The following is a 19,853-nucleotide window of genomic DNA, read 5'->3' as shown; positions in this document are numbered from 1 at the left end:
CGGCGGGGAGCCGGTGGCTGCCATGGGTCCGGGGCCCGGCTCCGTTCGTGGTCCCACCGCCCCGTGGTCCCGCGGTCCCGTGGTCGTCGTCTTGGCCGCCGGTCTGTCGCGGTTCGGATCGGTCCGGTGTGACGGGATCGTTCGTCGCCGAGACCAGGCATCTCTTCAGGCCACCAGGCACCGTTCGCGGACACCGGTCACCGCTCCCGGACACCGCCGCCCGCCACGCACAGCCCGCTCCGTCACGCACCTCCGGTGACCCGCCGTTTCCCCGCCCCGGGGCCCACCGGGGTCGCCCCGCGCCGTATCGCCCCGCTCTCCAAAGGACTTCACCCATGACGGACCTGCACGACAAGCCCGCTCCGGCGTCCTCCCTGCCGCAGGCCGGCCCCGCCGCCGGCCTGCCGGAAAGCGGTGCCGCACCGGCGTATCCGACGCTCGGCGAGCTGTTCACCGCCTGGGTGGCCCGCACCCCGGACGCACCGGCCCTCACCGACGGACAGCGGACCTGGACCTACCGCGAACTCGCCGCCCGTGCCGAGCGGTTGGCAGCACACCTGGTACGGCGGGGGGCCGGACCGGACCGGGTGGTGGCCCTGGTCCTGCCGCGCTCCATGGAGCTGATCGCGGCCGAGCTGGCCGTCGCGCGGGCGGGCGCCGCCTTCCTGCCCGTGGACCCGGCCTACCCCGCCGAGCGCCGGGCCCTGATGCTCGCCGACGCCGGGCCCGCCGTCACCCTCGACGATCCGCGCCGGGTCCGCGAACTGCTGGAGACGGGCGAGCCGCCGGCCGCCGAGGACGGCACCGACCGGCGGGCCCGCGCCGACCGGTGGGCCGGCGCCGACCACGCGGCGTACGTCATCTACACCTCCGGCTCCACCGGCACCCCCAAGGGCGTCACGGTCACCCATCGCGGCCTGGGCGGCTTCACCTCGGCCGCCGCCGAACGGTACGCGGTGGGTCCCGGCGACCGGGTGCTCCAGTTCTCCTCGCCGAGCTTCGACGCCTCCGTGCTGGAACTGTGCGTGTCCGTCCTGTGCGGCGCCACGCTGGTCGTACCGCCGCACGGGCCGTGGCTCGGCGACGAACTGGCGGCGGTCCTGGACGAGTACCGCATCACCCACGCCCTGATCCCGCCCGCCGCGCTGGCCACCCTGCCCGACCCCGCGCAGGGCACCGCGCGTCATCTGCGCACGCTGATCGTGGGCGCCGAGGCCTGCCCGGCGGGGCTCGTGGACCGCTGGGCGCCCGGCCGCCGCATGATCAACTCCTATGGTCCGACCGAGGCCACCATCGTCGCCACCTGGACCGGGCCGCTCACCGCCGGCCGGGGCACCCCGACGATCGGCGGTGCCCTGCCGCACACGCGGGTGTACGTCCTGGACGCCGCGATGCGGCCCGTGCCGCCCGGCGTGGACGGGGAGCTGTTCGTCGGCGGCGACGCGGTGGCCCGGGGGTACCTGGGCCGGCCGGGCCTGACCGCCGCCCGCTTCGTCGCCGACCCCTTCGGCGCGCCCGGCGCCCGGCTGTACCGCACCGGGGACCGGGCGCGCCGGACCGCCGACGGGGAACTGGAGTTCCTGGGCCGGCTGGACCGGCAGGTGAAGATCCGCGGCTTCCGCGTCGAGCCCGGCGAGATCGAGGCGGCCCTGCGGCGCGCGGGCGGCGGGGCGGTCGGCGAGGCGGTGGTCGTGGTCCGCGAGGACACCCCGGGCCACCAGCGCCTCGTCGCCTACGTCACCCCGGCACAACAGCCGCCACCCAGCGCGTCGTCCGACACCGCGGAAGGGGCCGACTCGGCCGCGCCGTCCGACTCCGCCGAGCCGACCGACTCCATGGAGCCGGATGACGCCGCTGGCCTGGCCGACGCTGCCGAGCCGCGTGGTGTCACCGACCGAGCCGACGCCGCCGTCCGAGCCGACTCCGTTGCCCTGACCGCCGCTGGGCGGGCCGACTCTGCCGAGCCGGGTGATGCCGCCGTCCGGGCCGACTCTGTTGAGCCGCGTGATGCCGCCACCCTGGCCGACGCTGCCCAGCCGGCCAACTTCGCCATCCTGACCGGCTCCGCCGGGCCCCGCGACCTCGCCGAGCAGGCCGACACCGCTGCCCCGGCCGACGCCACCGAGTCGGCCGACCTTGCCGAGCCGGCCGGCTCCGCCGCCCCGTCCGACTCCGCCCATCCGGCTGCCTCCGCCGCCCCGACCGACTCCGCCGAGTCCCGTAATCCCGTCGCCCCGGACCGCCTCGCCGAACCGCTGAGTCCCGTCGAGTCGCTGGACCCCGGCTCTCTCCGTGCCGCCGTGGCCGGTCTGTTGCCCGCGCACATGGTGCCCGCCGTCGTCGTGGTGCTGGAGCGGATGCCGCTCACCCCGCAGCACAAGATCGACCGGCGGGCGTTACCGGCGCCGGAACGTGCGGCCGCGGCCGGGCGGGTGGCGCCCCGGTCGGAGCGGGAGCGGGTGCTCGCCGGGATCTGGGCCGAGGTGCTGGGTGTCGACGAGGTCGGGGTGACCGACGACTTCTTCGACCTCGGCGGCGAGTCCCTCCTCGCCGCCCGGGTGCTCGCCCGGGTCCGGGACGAGCTGGGGGTACGGCTGACCCTGCGGGACGTGTTCACCGCGCGGACCGTCGCCGCCCTCGCCCCGCTGCTCGCCGACCCGTCGGCCGCCGCGGCATCGGAGCCGATCCCGCCGGCCCCGGCCGAGGGCGCCCTGCCGCTGTCCAGCGCGCAGCGGCGGCTGTGGTACCTGGACGACCTCTCCGGCGGCGGCACCGAGTACAACACCGGCGTGGCCCTGCGGCTGCGCGGCGCCCTGGACGCGGACGCGCTGCGCCGCTCCCTGCACCGGCTCGCGGCCCGCCACGCCTCCCTGCGCACCACCTTCGCCACCGCCGACGGCCAGGGCGTCCAGCGGGTGGCGCCGGAACCGGAGCTGCCGCTGCGGACGGCCGACCTCTCCGGCGCTCCGGACGCCGAGGAAGCCGTCGAGGCGCTGCTCACCGAGGAGTTGGAGCGGCCCTTCGACCTGGCGGCCGGCCCGCTCACCCGGGCCCTGCTCGTCCGGTTGGGCGCCGAGGAGCACGTACTCCTCCTGGCCCAGCACCACATCGTCACCGACGGCTGGTCGGTCGGCATCCTCACCCGCGAACTCGCCGCCCTGTACCACGCCGAGACCACCGGCGAGCCGGCCGGGCTGCCCGAACCCGCCGTGCAGTACCCGGACTTCGCGCTGTGGGAACGCCGGCAGCGCACCGGCGACGCGGACACCGCCGATCTCGCCTACTGGAAGCGGCACTTGGCGGGACTCCAGCAGTTGGAGCTGCCCACGGACCGGCCGCGTCCAGCCGTGCGCACCACCGCCGGCGCGGCCCACCGGCACACTCTGCCCGCCGAGTTGGTGACCCGGCTGCGCCACCTGGCCGCCGGGCGCGGCACCACGCTGTTCACCCTGTTCGCGGGCGCCGCCGCGCTGCTGTTCTCCCGCTACTCCGGACAGCGGGACATCGCGTTCGGCACCGTCACCACCGGGCGCGGCCGGCGGGACCTGGAGGACGTGCCCGGGTTCTTCGCCAACACGGTGGTGCTGCGCGGCGAGGTGGACGAGCGGGCCACCGTGGACCGGTTCGTGGAGATCATGCGGACGACCGTGCTGGACGCCTTCGCCCACGACGGCGTGCCCTTCGACCGGGTGGTGGAGGAACTCGCCCCGCCCCGCGACCCCAGCCGCACCCCGCTGGTCCAGGCGCTCGTCGTACAGCAGAGCCCGCTGCCCGTTCCGCCGCTCGCCGGGGAACTGCGCCTGGCCGAGCACCCGCTGCCCCGCCCGGCCGCCCGCTTCGACCTGGTCCTGGAGTTCACCCCGGACCCGGGCGGCGGCTCGCTCCTGACCGCCGAGTTCAACACGGACCTGTTCGACGCGGCGACCGTGGCCCGGATGACCGCCCATCTGCACCGCCTGCTGGAGGGCATGGCGGACGGCCCGGGCCGCACCCTGGCCGAACTGCCCATGCTCTCCGCCGCGGAGCGGCACACGCTGGTGGACAGCTGGAACCCGCCCGCCCGCGAGCCCCGGGAGACCGGGCCCGCCACGCTGCCCGGACTCCTCCACGCGCAGGCGGCCCGCACCCCCGGCCGTACGGCGGTGATCTGCGGACCGGACCGGCTGGCGTACGCCGAGGTGGCCCGGCGCGCCAATCGGCTGGCCCGGCTGCTCGTCGCACGCGGCGCGGGCCCGGAGGCCCTGGTCGCGCTGTGCCTGCCGCGCACCGCCGACCTCGTGCCCGTGCTGTGGGCGGTACTCGCCTCGGGCGCCGCCTACCTCCCCGTCGACCCCGGTTATCCCGCCGGGCGGGTCCGGTTCATGCTCGCCGACGCCCGGCCCGCGCTCGTCGTCGCCACCCGGGAGACCGCCGCCGCCCTGCCCCCGGACTGTGACCCGCTGTTCCTGGAGGACGCCACCGACCCGGCGGGGCCCGACACGGACCTCACCGACGCCGACCGGCTCCGCCCGCTGCTGCCGGACCACCCCGCGTACGTCATCTACACCTCCGGCTCCACCGGCCGCCCCAAGGGAGTGGTGGTCACCCACCGCACGGTCGCCGCGCTGGCCCGGTGGGCGGGGGAGCGGTTCGGCGCCGAGGGGCTGGACCATGTGATCGCCGCGACCTCCCTCAACTTCGACGTCTCCGTCTTCGAACTGCTCTGCCCGCTCACGGCCGGCGGCACCGTCGAGGTGGTCGCCGACCTGCCGGCTCTCGCCGACGGCACCGGACCACGGCGGGCCGGGCTGCTCAGCGGGGTGCCGTCCGTCGTCTCCCGGCTGATCGCGGGCGGCACCGCACCCATCACCGCCGGCACCGTCGTCCTCGCCGGCGAGGCCCTGCCCGCCCAGACGCTGCACGAGCTGCGCGCCGCCCTGCCCGGCTGCCGCGTCGCCAACGTCTACGGCCCCACCGAGGCCACCGTGTACGCCACCGCCTGGTTCGCCGGGGACCGGCCGCCCGAGCAGGCCCCGCCCATCGGCGCCCCGGTGGCGCTCACCCGGGCCTATGTCCTGGACGGCGCCCTGCGCCCGCAACCCGTCGGTGTCACCGGTGAGTTGTACCTCGGGGGCGGCGGCCTGGCCCGCGGTTACCTGAACCGTCCCGGACTGACCGCCGCCCGGTTCGTCGCCGATCCGTTCGGCGCGCCGGGGCAGCGCATGTACCGCACGGGAGACCTGGTGCGCCGCCGCGCCGACGGCACGCTGGAGTACGTCGGCCGGACCGACCAGCAGGTCAAGGTGCGCGGCTTCCGCATCGAGCTGGGCGAGGTGGAGGAGGCGCTGCGCGGCTGCGCCGGCGTGGCCGAGGCCGCGGCCACGGCGGCCACCGACCGCGACGGCCACCGGCGCCTGGTCGGCTACGTCGTCCCGGCCGCCGGACAGCGGACCGAACCCGAGGCCGTGCGCCGGGACCTGGGCCGCACACTGCCCGACTACATGGTCCCGTCGGCCGTCGTCGTGCTGGACGCGCTGCCGCTCAGCCCGAACGGCAAGGTCGACCGCGGCCGGCTCCCCGACCCCGGGCCCGCCGTGCGCGCGGTTCGGCATGTCGCGCCCCGCACGCCCACCGAGCGCGCGCTCGCCGCGATCTGGGCCGAGGTGCTGCGGGTGGAGCGGATCGGCGTCGACGACAACTTCTTCGAACTCGGCGGCGACTCGATCCTCAGCATCCAGGTGGTGGCCCGCGCCCGGCAGGAGGGCCTGCCGCTGACCTCCCGGGACGTCTACCAGCACCAGACGGTGGCCGCCCTGGCCCGCCGCGCGGACGCGGTCGGCGGCCCGCGCGAGGCCGCCCCCGCGCCCCAGGCGGCCACCGGCACCGCCCCCCTGACCCCCATCCAGCACTGGCTGTTCGACGCCGCCGCACGCGCCGGCCACTTCGCCCAGGCGCTGTCCGTCCGGCTGCCCGACGACCTGGACCCGGCGGCGCTCGAGGACGCGCTGAACGACCTGGTCGCCCACCATGACGCCCTGCGCTCCCGCTTCACCGCCGACGGCACGGACGGCCGGCCCGTCTGGGCGGTGGCGGAACGGGCGCCCCGCCTCCGCCTGGCCCGCCACACCGGACCGGAGACCGACACCCCGCACTTCGGGCCCTTCGACCTCGCCCGAGGGCCGCTGCTGCGGGCCGTGCTGCACGACACCGGAGCCGGCCGGACCCCGGTGCTGCACCTCGCCGTCCACCACCTGGTGGTCGACGGCGTCTCCTGGCGGCTGCTGCTGGAGGACCTGGACCGCGCCTACCGGGCCCGCCGCACCGGCCGCGACGGCGCCGCCGCGCTGCCCGCCAAGTCCTCGCCGCTGCGCCGGTGGGCCCACCGGCTCGCCGCCCACGCGGCGGACGGCGGCTTCGACGACGAACGGGCGTACTGGGCGCGGGCCCTCCCCGAGGCCGTCCCCGCGCTGCCGACGGGGCCCGCCGGAACGTACGCCCAACAGCGCGCCCACACCGTGCGGTTGAGCCCCGAGGTCACCTCGGCGCTGCTGCGCACCCTGCCCGACACCTACCGCACCCGGGCCAACGACGTCCTGCTCGGCGCCCTCGGCCGGGCCCTGTGCGGCTGGAGCGGCCAGGACCGGGTGCTGGTCGACGTCGAGGGCCACGGCCGCGAGGATCTCTTCCCCGAGCTGGACATCAGCCGCACGGTCGGCTGGTTCACCACCCGGTACCCCGTCGCGCTCGCCGTCCCCGAGGACGCCGGCTGGGACACCGTGCTGAAGCGGGTCAAGGAGCAGCTGCGCGCCGTACCCCGGCACGGCCTGGGATACGACGCGTTGCGCCGGCTCGCCGGTCCCGGGGCGGCGCCGCCCGCCCCCGGCGCGCAAGTCAGCTTCAACTACCTGGGGCGGATGGAGCTGCCGCAGGACCCCGACGGCCTCTACCGGGGCACCGTACGCCCGCTGGAGCTGGACGCCGACCCGGCCGCCGACCGCCCGCACGCCCTGGAGGTCGTCGGGCAACTAGTCGACGGCGCCCTGGAGTTCACCTGGTTCTACGCCGACGGGCCGCAACGCGGGGAAGAGGTCGCGGACCTCGCCGGGCGGTTCGCCGCCGCGCTCGCCGACCTGGCCCGGTACGCCACCCGCCCGGGGGTGGCGGGCCGCACCCCGTCCGACTTCCCGCTGGCCCGGCTCGACCAGGCCGCCGTCGACCGGATCACCGGCCCGGACCCGGCGGCGGTGGCGGACGTGTACCCGCTCACCCCCACCCAGGCGGGCATGCTCTTCCACGGCCTGTCCCAGGACGACCGCGGTGTCTACCTCCAGCAGCTGACCTTCGTCCTGGACGGCGTGCCCGACCCGGGCGCCCTCGCCGCCGCCTGGCAGCACGTGACCGACCGCACCGAGACGCTGCGCTCCCGGGTCGTCTGGCAGGACGTGCCCGAGCCGCTGCTGGTGGTGGCGCGCCACGCGGACCTGCCGGTCACCCACCTGGACTGGCGCGACCTGACCGAGGACGAGCGCCGCGCCCGCCTGGACGACGTGCTCGCCCGGGACCGCGCCGAGGGCATCGACCTCGGACGGGCCCCGCTCCAACGCCTGTACCTCATCCGCCTGTCCGGGACCGCCGTGCGCGTGGTGTGGACCTTCCACCACCTGCTGCTGGACGGCTGGAGCATGTTCCAGGTCCTCTCGGACGTCTTCGCCCACCACGCCGGGGCCGCCCCCGGCACCCTCCCGCACCGCCCGCCGCACCGGGACTACGTGGCCTGGCTGCGGCGACGCGACCCCGCCCCGGCCGAACGGCACTGGCGCCACCGCCTGTCCGGGCTGACCGAGACCACCCCGCTGCCCTACGACCGCGAGCCGCGCGAGGCCCACCGCGCCGAGTCCACCCACGCCGTGCGCCGCACCCTGCCCCCGTCCGCCACCCGGACGCTCCAGGAGCTGGCCCGGACCTCCGGCCTCACCCTGAACACCCTGGTCCAGGGCGTCTGGGCGCTGCTGCTGGCCCGGCAGGCGGGCCGCGACGAGGTGGTGTTCGGCACCACCGTCGCCGGACGGCCGCCCGAGCTGCCCGGCGCCGACACCATGACCGGCCTGTTCATCACCACCCTGCCCACCCGGGTCACCGTCCCCGGCCACGGCACCCTGCTCGACTGGCTGCGCGCCCTCCAGCACGACCAGAGCGAGGACCGCCGCTTCGACCACCTGCCGCTCACCCGGCTGAAGGCGTTCACCCAACTCCCCGAACGGGCCGGGCTGTTCGACAGCATCGTGGTCTTCGAGAACTACCCGGTCGACGACGACCTCGCCGCCGCCCACGGGCTGCGCCTCAGCGGCCTGGAAGGCGTCGAGACCACCAACTACCCGCTGAGCCTGACCGCCTACCCGGGCCAAGAGCTGACCCTGCGGCTCGGCTACGACCCCGGGCTGTTCGACGCCGCGACGGCCGAGCGCATGGCCGAGTACCTGACCGTCCTGCTCACCCACCTGCCCGCCGGCGCCCACCGCCCGCCCGCCCGGCTGCCGCTGCTCGCCCCGGACCGCCGCGCGCAGGTGCTGCGCGCCTGGAACGACACCGCCACCGACCTGCCCGACACCACCGTCGCCGCCCTCTTCGCCGCACAGGTGCGCCGCACCCCCGGCGCCGTGGCCCTGGACGCCGGGGACACCCGCCTCACCTACCGCGAACTAGACCAGCAGGCAGGTGAGTTGGCGGCCCGCCTGGCCGGGCTCGGGGTACGGCCGGAACGCCCGGTCGGCGTGCTCATGGACCGCTCCGCCGGGCTGATCGTCGCCCAGCTGGCCCTCGTACGCACCGGCGGCGTGTACGTGCCGCTGGACGGCAGGGCCCCGGCCGAACGGCTGCGCCGGATGCTCGCCGAGGCGGGCGCCGACCTGCTGCTCACCGACGCCGGCCGGGAACGGACGGCCCGCGAACTGCTGCCCACGGGCGGGGTGCTGCGGGTGGACGACACATCCGGCGCACCCGCCGCGGCGGCACCCGTGGCCGAGCCCGCGCACCCGCACACCGTCCACCCCGACAACGTCCAGTACCTGATGTTCACCTCGGGCTCCACCGGCACCCCCAAGGGGGTCGCGGTGCGCCAGCGGGACGTCGTCGCGCTCGCCCTGGACCGGGCCTTCGCCGGACACGACCGGGTCCTCGTGCACTCGCCGCACGCCTTCGACGCCGCCACCTACGAGGTGTGGGTGCCGCTGCTGCGCGGCGGCACGGCCGTCCTCGCCCCGCCCGCCGGCCTCGACGCCGCCCAGGTCCGCCGCGCCGTCACCGAGCGGGGCGTCACCTGCCTGTGGCTGACCGCCGGCCTGTTCCGGCTGCTCGCCCAGGAGGACCCCGGCTGCCTGCGTGGCGCCCGCGAGGTGTGGACCGGCGGTGAGGCCGTGCCCGGCGCGGTGGTCCGCCGGGTCCTCGACGCCTGCCCCGGGCTGACCGTCGTGGACGGCTACGGCCCCACCGAGACCACCACCTTCGCCACCCGCCGCGTCTTCCGCTCCGGCGACCCGCTGCCCGCCGTCCTGCCCATCGGCCGTCCCCTGGACAACACCCGCGTCTACGTCCTGGACGCCGCACTCCAGCCCCAACCTCCGGGCATTGCTGGTGAGTTGTACATCGCGGGCGCGGGGCTGGCCCGGGGCTACGCGGGCCGGCCGGGCGCGACCGCCGCCCGCTATGTCGCCGACCCCTACGGCCCGCCCGGCACCCGGATGTACCGCACCGGCGACCTCGTGCGCTGGAGCGCCGACGGCGAACTGCACTTCGTCGGCCGCGCGGACGACCAGATCAAGATCCGCGGCTTCCGGGTCGAACCCGCCGAGATCGAGGCCCGCCTCACCGCCCACCCGGCCGTCGCCGAGGCCGTCGTCTCCCTGTACGAGGACGCCGGACGCAAACGGCTCGCCGCCCACCTCGTACCGGCCGAAGGCGCCGACGTGCCCTCCGCCGCCGGGCTGCGCGCCCACCTGGCGGCCGCACTGCCCGACTACATGGTGCCCGCCGCGTTCGTCACCGTGCCGGAGCTGCCGCTGACGGCCAACGGCAAGGTCGACCGGCGGCGGCTGCCCGCCCCCGACTGGGCGGCGGGCGCCGAACGGACCCACCGCGACCCGCGCACCGACACCGAACGGACCCTCGCCGCGATCTGGGCCGAACTGCTCGGCGTCGAACGCGTCGGCGTGGACGACAACTTCTTCATGCTGGGCGGCGACTCCATCCTCAGCATCCAGGTGGTCTCCCGGGCCCGCGCCGCCGGACTCACCCTCACCCCCCGCGACCTGTTCCGGCACCCCACGGTGGCCGAACTGGCCGCCGCGGGCGGCGGCGCCGCGCCCGCCGTCACCGGCACCGCGCCGGTCGCCGGACCGGCCGGTCTCACCCCGATCCAGCACTGGTTCCTGGACGCCCGGCCCGCCCACCCCGCCTTCTTCAACCAGTCCGTCGTGGCCGAGACGCCCGGCCCGGTGGACGAGGACGCCCTGCGGCGCGCCCTCACCGCGCTGTGGACCCACCACGACGCCCTGCGCGCCCGGTTCCGCCACGGTCTCGACGGCGCCTGGCACCAGGACATCGCCGCCCACGACGGCCCCGCCCCAGAACTCCTGGAAGTCCACGACCGGCGGGACGAAGAAGGCGTCACGGCCGCGACCCACGCGCAACTCGTCCTGGAAACGGGCCCGTTGTTCGTCGCCCGCCTGTTCACCGCCGACGGCGCCGGGCCCGCCCGGCTGCTGCTCGTCGCCCACCACCTGGTGGTCGACGGCGTCTCCTGGCGCATCCTGCTGGAGGACCTGGAGACCGCCTACCGGCAGGCCACCGCCGGCGAGCCCGTACGGCTGCCCGCCCGCACCACGTCCGCGGCCGAGTGGGTCCGCCGGCTGCGCGAGAGGGACCTCACCGGCCAGCTGCCCCACTGGGAGCGGACCGCCCGCGCGTGCGCCGATCCGCTGCCCGTGGACTCCGACGGCGGCAACACCATGGCCGACATCCGCGAGGTGACCGTACGGCTCGACCGCGAGCGCACCGACGCCCTGCTGCGCCGGGTGCCCGGCGTCTACCGCACCCGCGTGGACGACGTCCTGCTCACCGCGCTCGGCCGGGTCCTCGCCGACTGGACCGGACGCGCCACCGTCGCCGTCGGCCTGGAGGGACACGGCCGCGAGGACCAGTGGGCCGAGGACGTCGACCTGTCCCGCACCGTCGGCTGGTTCACCGCGCTCCACCCGGTCGCCCTGACCGTCCCGGCGGCGGGGGACTGGGGCGCCGCCCTGAAGTCCGTGAAGGAACAACTGCGGGCCGTACCCGACCGGGGACTCGGCTACGGCGTGCTGCGCCACCTCGCCCGCGACCCACGGCTCACCGCCGCCCCCGAACCCGGCATCAGCTTCAACTACCTGGGCCGCTTCGACTGGTCCGCCGACGACGCCGCCCTGGTCCGGGCGGTGCCCGGCGGCCTGGGCGGCGCGGAGGCACCGGACACCGAGCGGCCGCACCTGCTGGACGTCGTGGCCCGCGTCGAGGACGACCGGCTGGAGATCACCTGGCACTACAGCGGCGGACGCCACCGCGAGGAGACCGTCACCGCCCTCGCCGAGGGCATGCTGGACGCGCTCGGCGGCATCGTCGCCCACTGCGCCCGCCCCGACGCGGGCGGCCGCACCCCGTCGGACTTCCCGCTGGCCCGGCTCGACCAGACCGCCGTGGACCGCGTCGCCGGCGACGGCCGGGACGTGCAGGACATCTACCCGCTCACGCCGATGCAGGAGGGCATGCTCTTCCACAGCCTGCTCGACCCCGCCGGCCGCACCTACGTCAACCAGGTGCAGCTCGTGCTGGCCGGCGTCACCGACCCGCACGCGCTGGCCGAAGCCTGGCAGCACACCGCCGACGCCAACCCCGTGCTGCGCACCGGCCTGGTCTGGCAGGACACCCCCGAACCGCTCCAGGTCGTACGGCACCGGGCCACCGTGCCCGTCACCCACCACGACTGGTCCGCGTGGCCCGACGAGCGCCGCGCACCCGAACTCGACCGGCTGCTCGCCGAGGACCGCGAGCGGGGGATCGACCTCGCCGCCGCGCCCCTCATGCGGCTGACCCTGATCCGGTTGGCCCCCGACCGGGTCCGCATGGTGTGGACCTTCCACCACGTCCTGCTCGACGGCTGGAGCGCCGCCCAGGTCTTCGAGGAGGTGTGCGAGCGGTACGCCGCCCTGACCTCCGGGCGCCGCCCGCACACCCCCGAGCGCAAGCCCTTCGCCGACTACCTGCGCTGGCTCGCCGGGCGCGACACCGGCCAGGCCGAGCGGTACTGGCGCACCACCCTCGCGGGCTTCCAGGCCCCCACCGAACTGCCCCGCGACCGGCGGCCCGCCGAGGCACACCGCACCTCCTCCTGCAAAACCGTGCGCATGACCCTCGGCCCGGACCTCTCCGCCCGGCTGCGGGAGACCGCCCAGCGCCACGGGCTCACCCTCAACACCGTGCTCCAGGGCGCCTGGGCGCTGCTGCTGTCCCGCTACGGCGGCGGCACCGACGTGGTGTTCGGCACCACCGTCTCCGGACGGCCCGCCGAACTGCCCGGCGTCACCTCGATGGTGGGCCTGTTCATCAACACCCTGCCCACCCGGGTCCGCGTCGACGGCTCCCGCCCGCTGCCCGAGTGGCTGCGCGAGATCCAGACCGCCCAGTCCGAGGCCCGCCGCCACGGCTTCGTCTCGCTGGCCCAGATCCAGTCCTGGAGCGAACTCCCGGGCGGCACAAACCTTTTCGAATCCCTCGTGGTCTTCGAGAACTACCCCTTCGACCCGGACGCGCCGGCCCGGCACGGCCTCACCATGGAACCGGAACGGGACCTGGAGCCGACCAACTACCCGCTCAGCGTGGTCGTCGCGCCCGGCGACACGCTCACCGTGCACCTGGACCACGACCCGGCCGCCTTCGACACCACCACGGTCACCGCGCTCGGCGAGAGCCTGCGCACCCTGCTCACCGGCATGGCCACCGGCCTCGACCGCCGCCTGGCCGACCTGCCGCTGCTGGACCCGGCCGAGGGCCGCGCGCTGGTGGCCCGGTTCGGCGGACGGACGGCCGAGGCACCCCGGGGCACCCTGCCCGACGCGTTCCGCCGGCAGGCCGAGCGCACCCCCGGCGCCCCGGCCGTCCGGCACGGCGACCACGTGCTCACCTACCGGGAACTCGACGCCCGCTCCAGCCGGCTCGCCCGGCGGCTCATCGCCGCCGGCGCCGGACCCGAACGGTTCGTCGCCCTCTGCCTGCCCCGCACCGCCGACCTGGTCACCGCGCTCCTCGCGGTGCTCAAGAGCGGCGCCGGCTATCTGCCCGTCGACCCCCGGTACCCGGCCGAGCGCGTCGCGTTCCTCTTCGACGACGTACGGCCCGACGCCGTGATCACCGCCGTCGAGACCGCCGGCCGGCTCCCCGAGGGCGACTTCACCCGAATCCTGCTCGACGACGGGGAAACCGGGGCGCCGGACACCCCGGTGGGCGACGACGAGCGGCACACCGCCCTGCTGCCCGGCCACCCGGCCTACGTCATCCACACCTCCGGCTCCACCGGCCGCCCCAAGGGCGTCGTCGTCAGCCACGCCTCCGTGCTCGCCCTCACCGACTGGGCGGCGGCCGAGTTCGCCGGGCGGGGACTGGACCACGTGGTGGCCTCCACCTCGCTCAACTTCGACGTGTCGGTCTTCGAGGTCTTCGCGCCGCTGCTGTCCGGCGGCTGCGTGGAGATCGTCCGCGACCTGCTGGCCCTCGCCGAGCGCCCCGGGCCCTGGCGGGCCGGACTGCTCAGCGCGGTGCCCTCGGCCCTGGACCGGCTGCTCGCCGAGGACGCCGTACGGATCACCGCCGACACCGTCGTCCTCGCGGGGGAGGGGCTGCCCGCCCGGACCGTACGCCGGGTCCGCGACGCCATACCCGGCAGCGAGGTGCGCAACATCTACGGCCCCACCGAGGCCACCGTCTACGCCACCGCCTTCACCTGCGACCCGGCCGACCCGGACCGGGACCCGCCGATCGGCCGGCCGCTCGGCGGCGCCCGCGCCCACGTCCTGGACGAACGGATGCGCCCGGTGCCCGTCGGCGTGCCCGGCGAGCTGTTCCTCGCCGGGACCGGTGTCGCCCGCGGCTACCTCGGGCGCCCCGGCCTGACCGCCGCCCGCTTCCTGCCCGACCCGTTCGGCCCGCCGGGCAGCCGCATGTACCGCACCGGCGACCTGGTCCGCTGGACCGCCGACGGCGACCTCGTCTACCTCGGCCGCGGCGACGACCAGGTGAAGGTGCGCGGCTTCCGCATCGAACTCGGCGAGGTCGAGGCCGCGCTGGCCCGCCACCCGGCCGTGGCCGCGGCGGCGGCCCGGGTGATCGAACACGCCGGCCACCGCCGCCTCGTGGGCTATGTGGTGCCCCACAAGCCGGTCCCGGCGGACGACCCCGGGGCGTCGGGGGCGGCGACCGTGCAGGGATCTGCCGCTGTCGGGGCACCGGGCACGACCCCTTCCGGGGCACCGGATACGGCCATCGTGCCGGGTTCTGCCGGTTCCGGGGCGTCGGGTGCGGTCACTGGGCCGGGCTCGGCTGGTTCGGGGGTGGCGGGTGTGGTCACCGTGCCGGGTTCTGCCGGTTCCGGGGCGTCGGGTGCCGTCATCGTGCCGGGTTATGACGGTTCCGGGGAGCCCGGTACGCCGGTGTCGGCCATGTCCGGCGGCTCCGAGGGGACCGGCGCGGTCGGCCTGCCGGGGGCCCGTACGGGGGTTCCCGACCCCGCCGAGCTGCGTGCCTTCCTCGCCCGGAGTCTGCCCGACCACCTTGTCCCCGCGCTCGTCGTCCCGCTGGAGCGGCTGCCGCTGGGGGCCACCGGCAAGCTCGACCGGCGGGCGCTGCCCGTGCCCGAGTGGGCCGCGCCGGCCACCGGTACGGCCGGACGGCCGCCGCGTACCGAGGCCGAGCGGACCCTCGCCGCGATCTGGACCGAGGTGCTGGGCGTGCCCGAAGTCGGCGCCGACGACAACTACTTCACGCTCGGGGGCGACTCCGTCCTCGGCATCCGCATCGTCTCCGCCGCCCGCCGGGCCGGTCTCGCGCTGACCCCACGGCACCTGTTCACCCACCAGACCCTCGCCGAATTGGCCGCCGCCGCCGAACGGTTGCCGGTCTCCGCGGTCGTCGCCGAGCAGGGCCCGGTGACCGGCGACACCCCGCTCACCCCCGTACAGCACTGGCTGCTGTCCACCCTCACCGGCGACCCCGCCCACTTCAGCCAGACGGTCGCCCACGAGCTGGCGGCCGACCCCGACGAGACGCTGCTGCGGGCCGCCCTGGCCGTCGTACTGGAGCACCACGACGCGCTGCGGATGCGCTACGAACGTCAGGCGGACGGGAGTTGGCGGCAGTACGGCACGCCGCCCGGCGACCGTGACCCGTACCTGGAGGTGCACCACGGGGCGGACCCGGCGGCGGTGGCCGAGGCCCTCGGTGCCGGGTTCGACCTGGAAGGCGGACCGCTGCTGCGGGCCGCGCTGTGCCGCCCGGCCGACGGAACACGCGCGGTCAATGGGGCACACCCGGCCGACGGAGCACGCCCCGCTGACGGCGCCCGGCCGGTGCTGCTGCTGGCCGCCCACCACCTGGTCGTGGACGCCGTCTCCTGGCGGCTGGTCCTGGAGGACCTGGACACCGCCTACCGCGCGCTGCGGGACGGCGGACGGCCCGCCCTCGCCCCGAAGAGCACCGCGTTCCGGGACTGGGCGCGACGGCTCGCCGCACACACCGAGGCGGGCGGCTTCGACGGCGAACTCCCGTACTGGCAGGGGACGGACACCGGCACCACGCTGCCCGTCGACAACCCCGGCGGCCCGAACACCGTCGCCGACGAGGACAGCGTGACCGCCGGGCTCGACGCGGAGGAGACCCGCCGGCTGCTCCAGGACGTGCCCGAGGCGTACCGCACCCGCGTCAACGACGTGCTGCTCACCGCGCTGGGCCGGGTCCTGGCCCGGTGGACCGGCCGGGACCGGGTGGCGGTGACCCTGGAGGGCCACGGCCGCGAGGAGCTGTTCGAGGACACCGACCTGGCCCGCACCGCCGGCTGGTTCACCGCGATGTACCCGGTCGCCCTGGACGTGCCCCGGGACGCCGGCCCCGGCACCGCGCTGAAGTCCGTCAAGGAGAACCTGCGGGCCGTACCGCACGGCGGACTCGGCTACGGCGCGCTGCGCCACCTGCGTCCCACCGCCGGCCGCGACCTGCCCGCCCTGCCGCCGGTCTGCTTCAACTACCTGGGCCGGCCGGACACGGCCCCCGCCCCCGGCGGCCTGCTGCACGCGCCTCACGGCGGCCTCACCGGCGGCATGGACCGCTCCGCGAACCGGCCGCACCTCCTCGACATCCTCGGCCAAGTCACCGACGACCGGCTGGAGTTCACCTGGGCGTACTCGCGCGGGCGGCACCGGCGGGAGACCGTGGCCCGGCTGGCGGCCGAGCTGGCGGCGGAACTGCGCGCGATCATCCGGCACTGTGCCGAACCCGGCGCGGGTGGCCGCACCCCCTCCGACTTCCCGCTCGCCCCGCTGGACCAGGCGGCAGTGGACCGGCTCGTCGGCGACGGAGCCGGCGTCACGGACGTCTACCCGCTCACCCCCACCCAGGCCGGCATGGTGATGCACGGCCTGGACGAGGCCGAACACGGCCTCTACGTCGAGCAGATCACCTTCGTGGCCGACGGCGCGCACGACCCCGCGACGCTGGCCGCGGCCTGGCGGCACGTGGTCGACCGCACCCCCGTGCTGCGCACCTCCGTCGCCCTGCACGGCGTACCGGTGCCCCTCCAGGTCGTCCACCGGAACGTGACCCTGCCGGTCACCGAGCACGACTGGAGCGCGCTGCCGGCCGAACGGCACACGGCGGAGCTGGAGCGGCTGCTCGCCGAGGAGCGGGCCCGGGGCCTCGCCCTGGACCGGGCCCCGCTGCTGCGGCTCGCCCTGGTCCGGCTCGGCCCGGACGCGGTCCGGGTGGTGTGGACCTTCCACCACGTCCTGCTGGACGGCTGGAGCGTCTTCCACGTCCTGTCCGACGTCATGGCCGCGCACGCCGCCCTGACCCGGGGCGAGCTGCCCGAGCTGCCAGAGCGCCGGCCGTTCGCGGACTACGCCGCCTGGCTCGCCGCCCGCGACACCGCCGCCGCCGAGGAACACTGGCGCCACACCCTGGCCGGACTCGGCGCCCCCACCCCGCTGCCGTACGACCGGCGGCCCGCCCCCGGCGCCACCCCCCGCTCCGGCACCTGGCTGTCCCGGCGGCTCGACACCGGGCGGACGCGGAGCCTTCAGGAGTTCGCCCGCCGCCACCGCCTCACCCTCAACACCCTGGTACAGGGCGCCTGGGCGCTGCTGCTGTCGAGGTGGAGCGGCCGGCGGGAGGTCTGCTTCGGCACCACCGTCTCCGGGCGGCCCGCCGGACTGCCCGGCGCCGACACCATCACCGGCCTGTTCATCACCACGCTGCCCGCCCGCACCGAGGTCGACGGCGCCGCCCGCGGCGACACCTGGCTGCGCGCCCTCCAGGAGGCACGGGCCGAGGACCGCCGCCACGACCACCTGCCCCTGAGCGAACTGCACTCCTACACCCAACTCCCGCCGGGAACAGCTCTGTTCGACAGCCTTGTGGTGTTCGAGAACTATCCGGTCGGGGACACGACCGCGGGCACGCACGGGCTGGCGCTGCGCGACCTGGACGCCCGGGAGGCCACCAACTACCCGCTCACCGTGGTCGTCTCGCCCGGCGACCGGCTCACCGTCGAACTCGGCTACGACCCGCGGTACTTCGAGAAGTCCACCGCCGACTCGATGGCCGGACAGCTGCTGCACACCCTGCACGCGCTGGCCGCGCCGGACGACACCGCCCGCCTCGACGACCTCGACGTGCTCCCGCCCGCGCACCGCGAACGGCTGCTGCACGGCCCGTCCCGGCCCGCGCTCGCCCCGGTGCCCGCCGCCACCCTGCCCGCGCTCGTGGAGGCCGCCGTCGACCGGTGGCCCACCGCACCCGCGCTCGACGCCCCCGGCACGCTCCTCACCTTCGCCGAGGCCGAGGCCCGGGCCAACCGGATGGCGCACCGGCTCATCGCCCGCGGCGCCGGACCCGGTGACCTCGTCGCGCTGCTGCTGCCCCGCTCGGCGGAGATGGTGCTGGCCCAGCTCGCGGTGGCCAAGTCCGGCGCCGCGTTCCTGCCGGTGGACCCCGCCTACCCCGAGGAGCGGATCGCCCTGATGCTGCGCGACGCCGCCCCCGCCCTCACCCTGGACGCCAAGGAGATCGCCGCCCTGCTCGCCGCACCCCCGGACGACACCCCCGGACACCGGCCCACCGACGCCGACCGGAGGCGCCCGCTCGACCCGGACGACCCGGCCTACGTCATCTACACCTCCGGCTCCACCGGCACCCCCAAGGGCGTCGTCGTCACCCACCGGGGCCTCGCCGCGTTCAGCGCGGCCGAGGCAGCCCACTACCAAGTCGCCGCCGGAGACCGGGTGCTGGCCTTCGCCACGCCCAGCTTCGACGCCTCCGTGCTGGAGCTGTGCATGTCCCTGCCGCACGGCGCCCGGCTCGTCGTACCCCGGCCCGGCCCGCTGCTCGGCGCCGAACTCGCCGGCGTACTGCGCACCGAACGCGTCACGCACACCCTGCTGCCGCCGGCCGCGCTCGCCACCCTGCCCGCCGACACCCCCGGCACCCTGCCGGATCTGAAGACCCTGATCGTCGGCGCCGACGCGTGCGGCGCGGAGCTCGTCGCCCGCTGGGCCCCGCACCACCGCATGGTCAACTCCTACGGCCCCACCGAGGCCACCGTCGTCGCCACCTGGTCCGCCCCGCTGGAGCCGGACGGCGGCGCGCCGCCCATCGGCCGCCCGCTGCCCGCCACCGGCGCCTACGTCCTCGACGTCCGGCTGCGGCCGGTCCCCGACGGCGTACCCGGCGAACTGTGGCTGAGCGGACCGTCGTTGGCGCGCGGCTACCTCGGCCGCCCCGGACTGACCGCCGCCCGCTTCCTGCCCGACCCGTTCGGGCCGCCCGGCACCCGCATGTACCGCACCGGCGACCTGGTGCGCCGGGACGGCGCGGGCGAACTGCACTACCTCGGCCGCACCGACCACCAGCTGAAACTGCGCGGTCACCGCATCGAGGCGGGCGAGGTCGAGGCGGTTCTCGTACGCCATCCGGGCGTGCTGGACGCCGTGGTGACCGTACGCGAGGACGAGCCGGGCCTGCCGCGGCTGGTCGCCCACCTGCTCACCGCCCCCGGCGCCGAACCGCCCACCGCCGCCGCGCTGCGCGAGCTGGCCGCCCGCTCGCTGCCGGGGTACATGGTGCCGTCGGCGTTCGTGGTGCTGGACCGCTTCCCGCTCACCGAGAACGGCAAGACCGACCGGGCCGCGCTGCCCGCCCCGGCACCGGCCGAGCAGGAGCGGGAGCGGCCGGAGTACGTGGCGCCCCGCACGCCCACCGAGGAGGCGCTGGCCGCCCTCTGGGAGGAGGCACTCCAGACGGCCGTGGGCGCGGAGGACGACTACTTCCTGCTCGGCGGTGACTCCCTGCGCGCCCTGCTCATCGCCTCCCGCGCCAACGACGCGTTCGGCGTCACGCTCACCCCCCGCGACGTCCTGGTCTCCCGCACGGTGGCCGCCCTGGCGGAACTCGTGGAGGAACAGGTGCTGAGCGAACTGGAAGCGGCCGCGTACGGCGGTGACGGACCGGACCCCGCCCACGGCGGACCCGACGATGAAGACGCCGCGTACGGCGGCCCCGACCACGACGAACGGTGAGGATCCGAC

Annotated in this window: 1 protein-coding gene; it reads left to right on the top strand. The window is 76.3% G+C overall.

Annotation, left to right across the window (positions count from 1 at the left end; genetic code table 11):
* The first annotated feature begins 335 nt into the window (after nt 1-335).
* A complete protein-coding gene (locus tag Srubr_RS40750) occupies nt 336-19,844 on the top strand; it encodes a non-ribosomal peptide synthase/polyketide synthase (RefSeq protein ID WP_229926380.1) in 19,509 nt (6,502 codons plus the stop codon).
* The last annotated feature ends 9 nt before the right edge of the window (nt 19,845-19,853 follow it).

This window comes from Streptomyces rubradiris (assembly GCF_016860525.1).
Lineage (GTDB): Bacteria > Actinomycetota > Actinomycetes > Streptomycetales > Streptomycetaceae > Streptomyces > Streptomyces rubradiris.
This window is presented reverse-complemented; position numbering and strand designations above follow the sequence as displayed.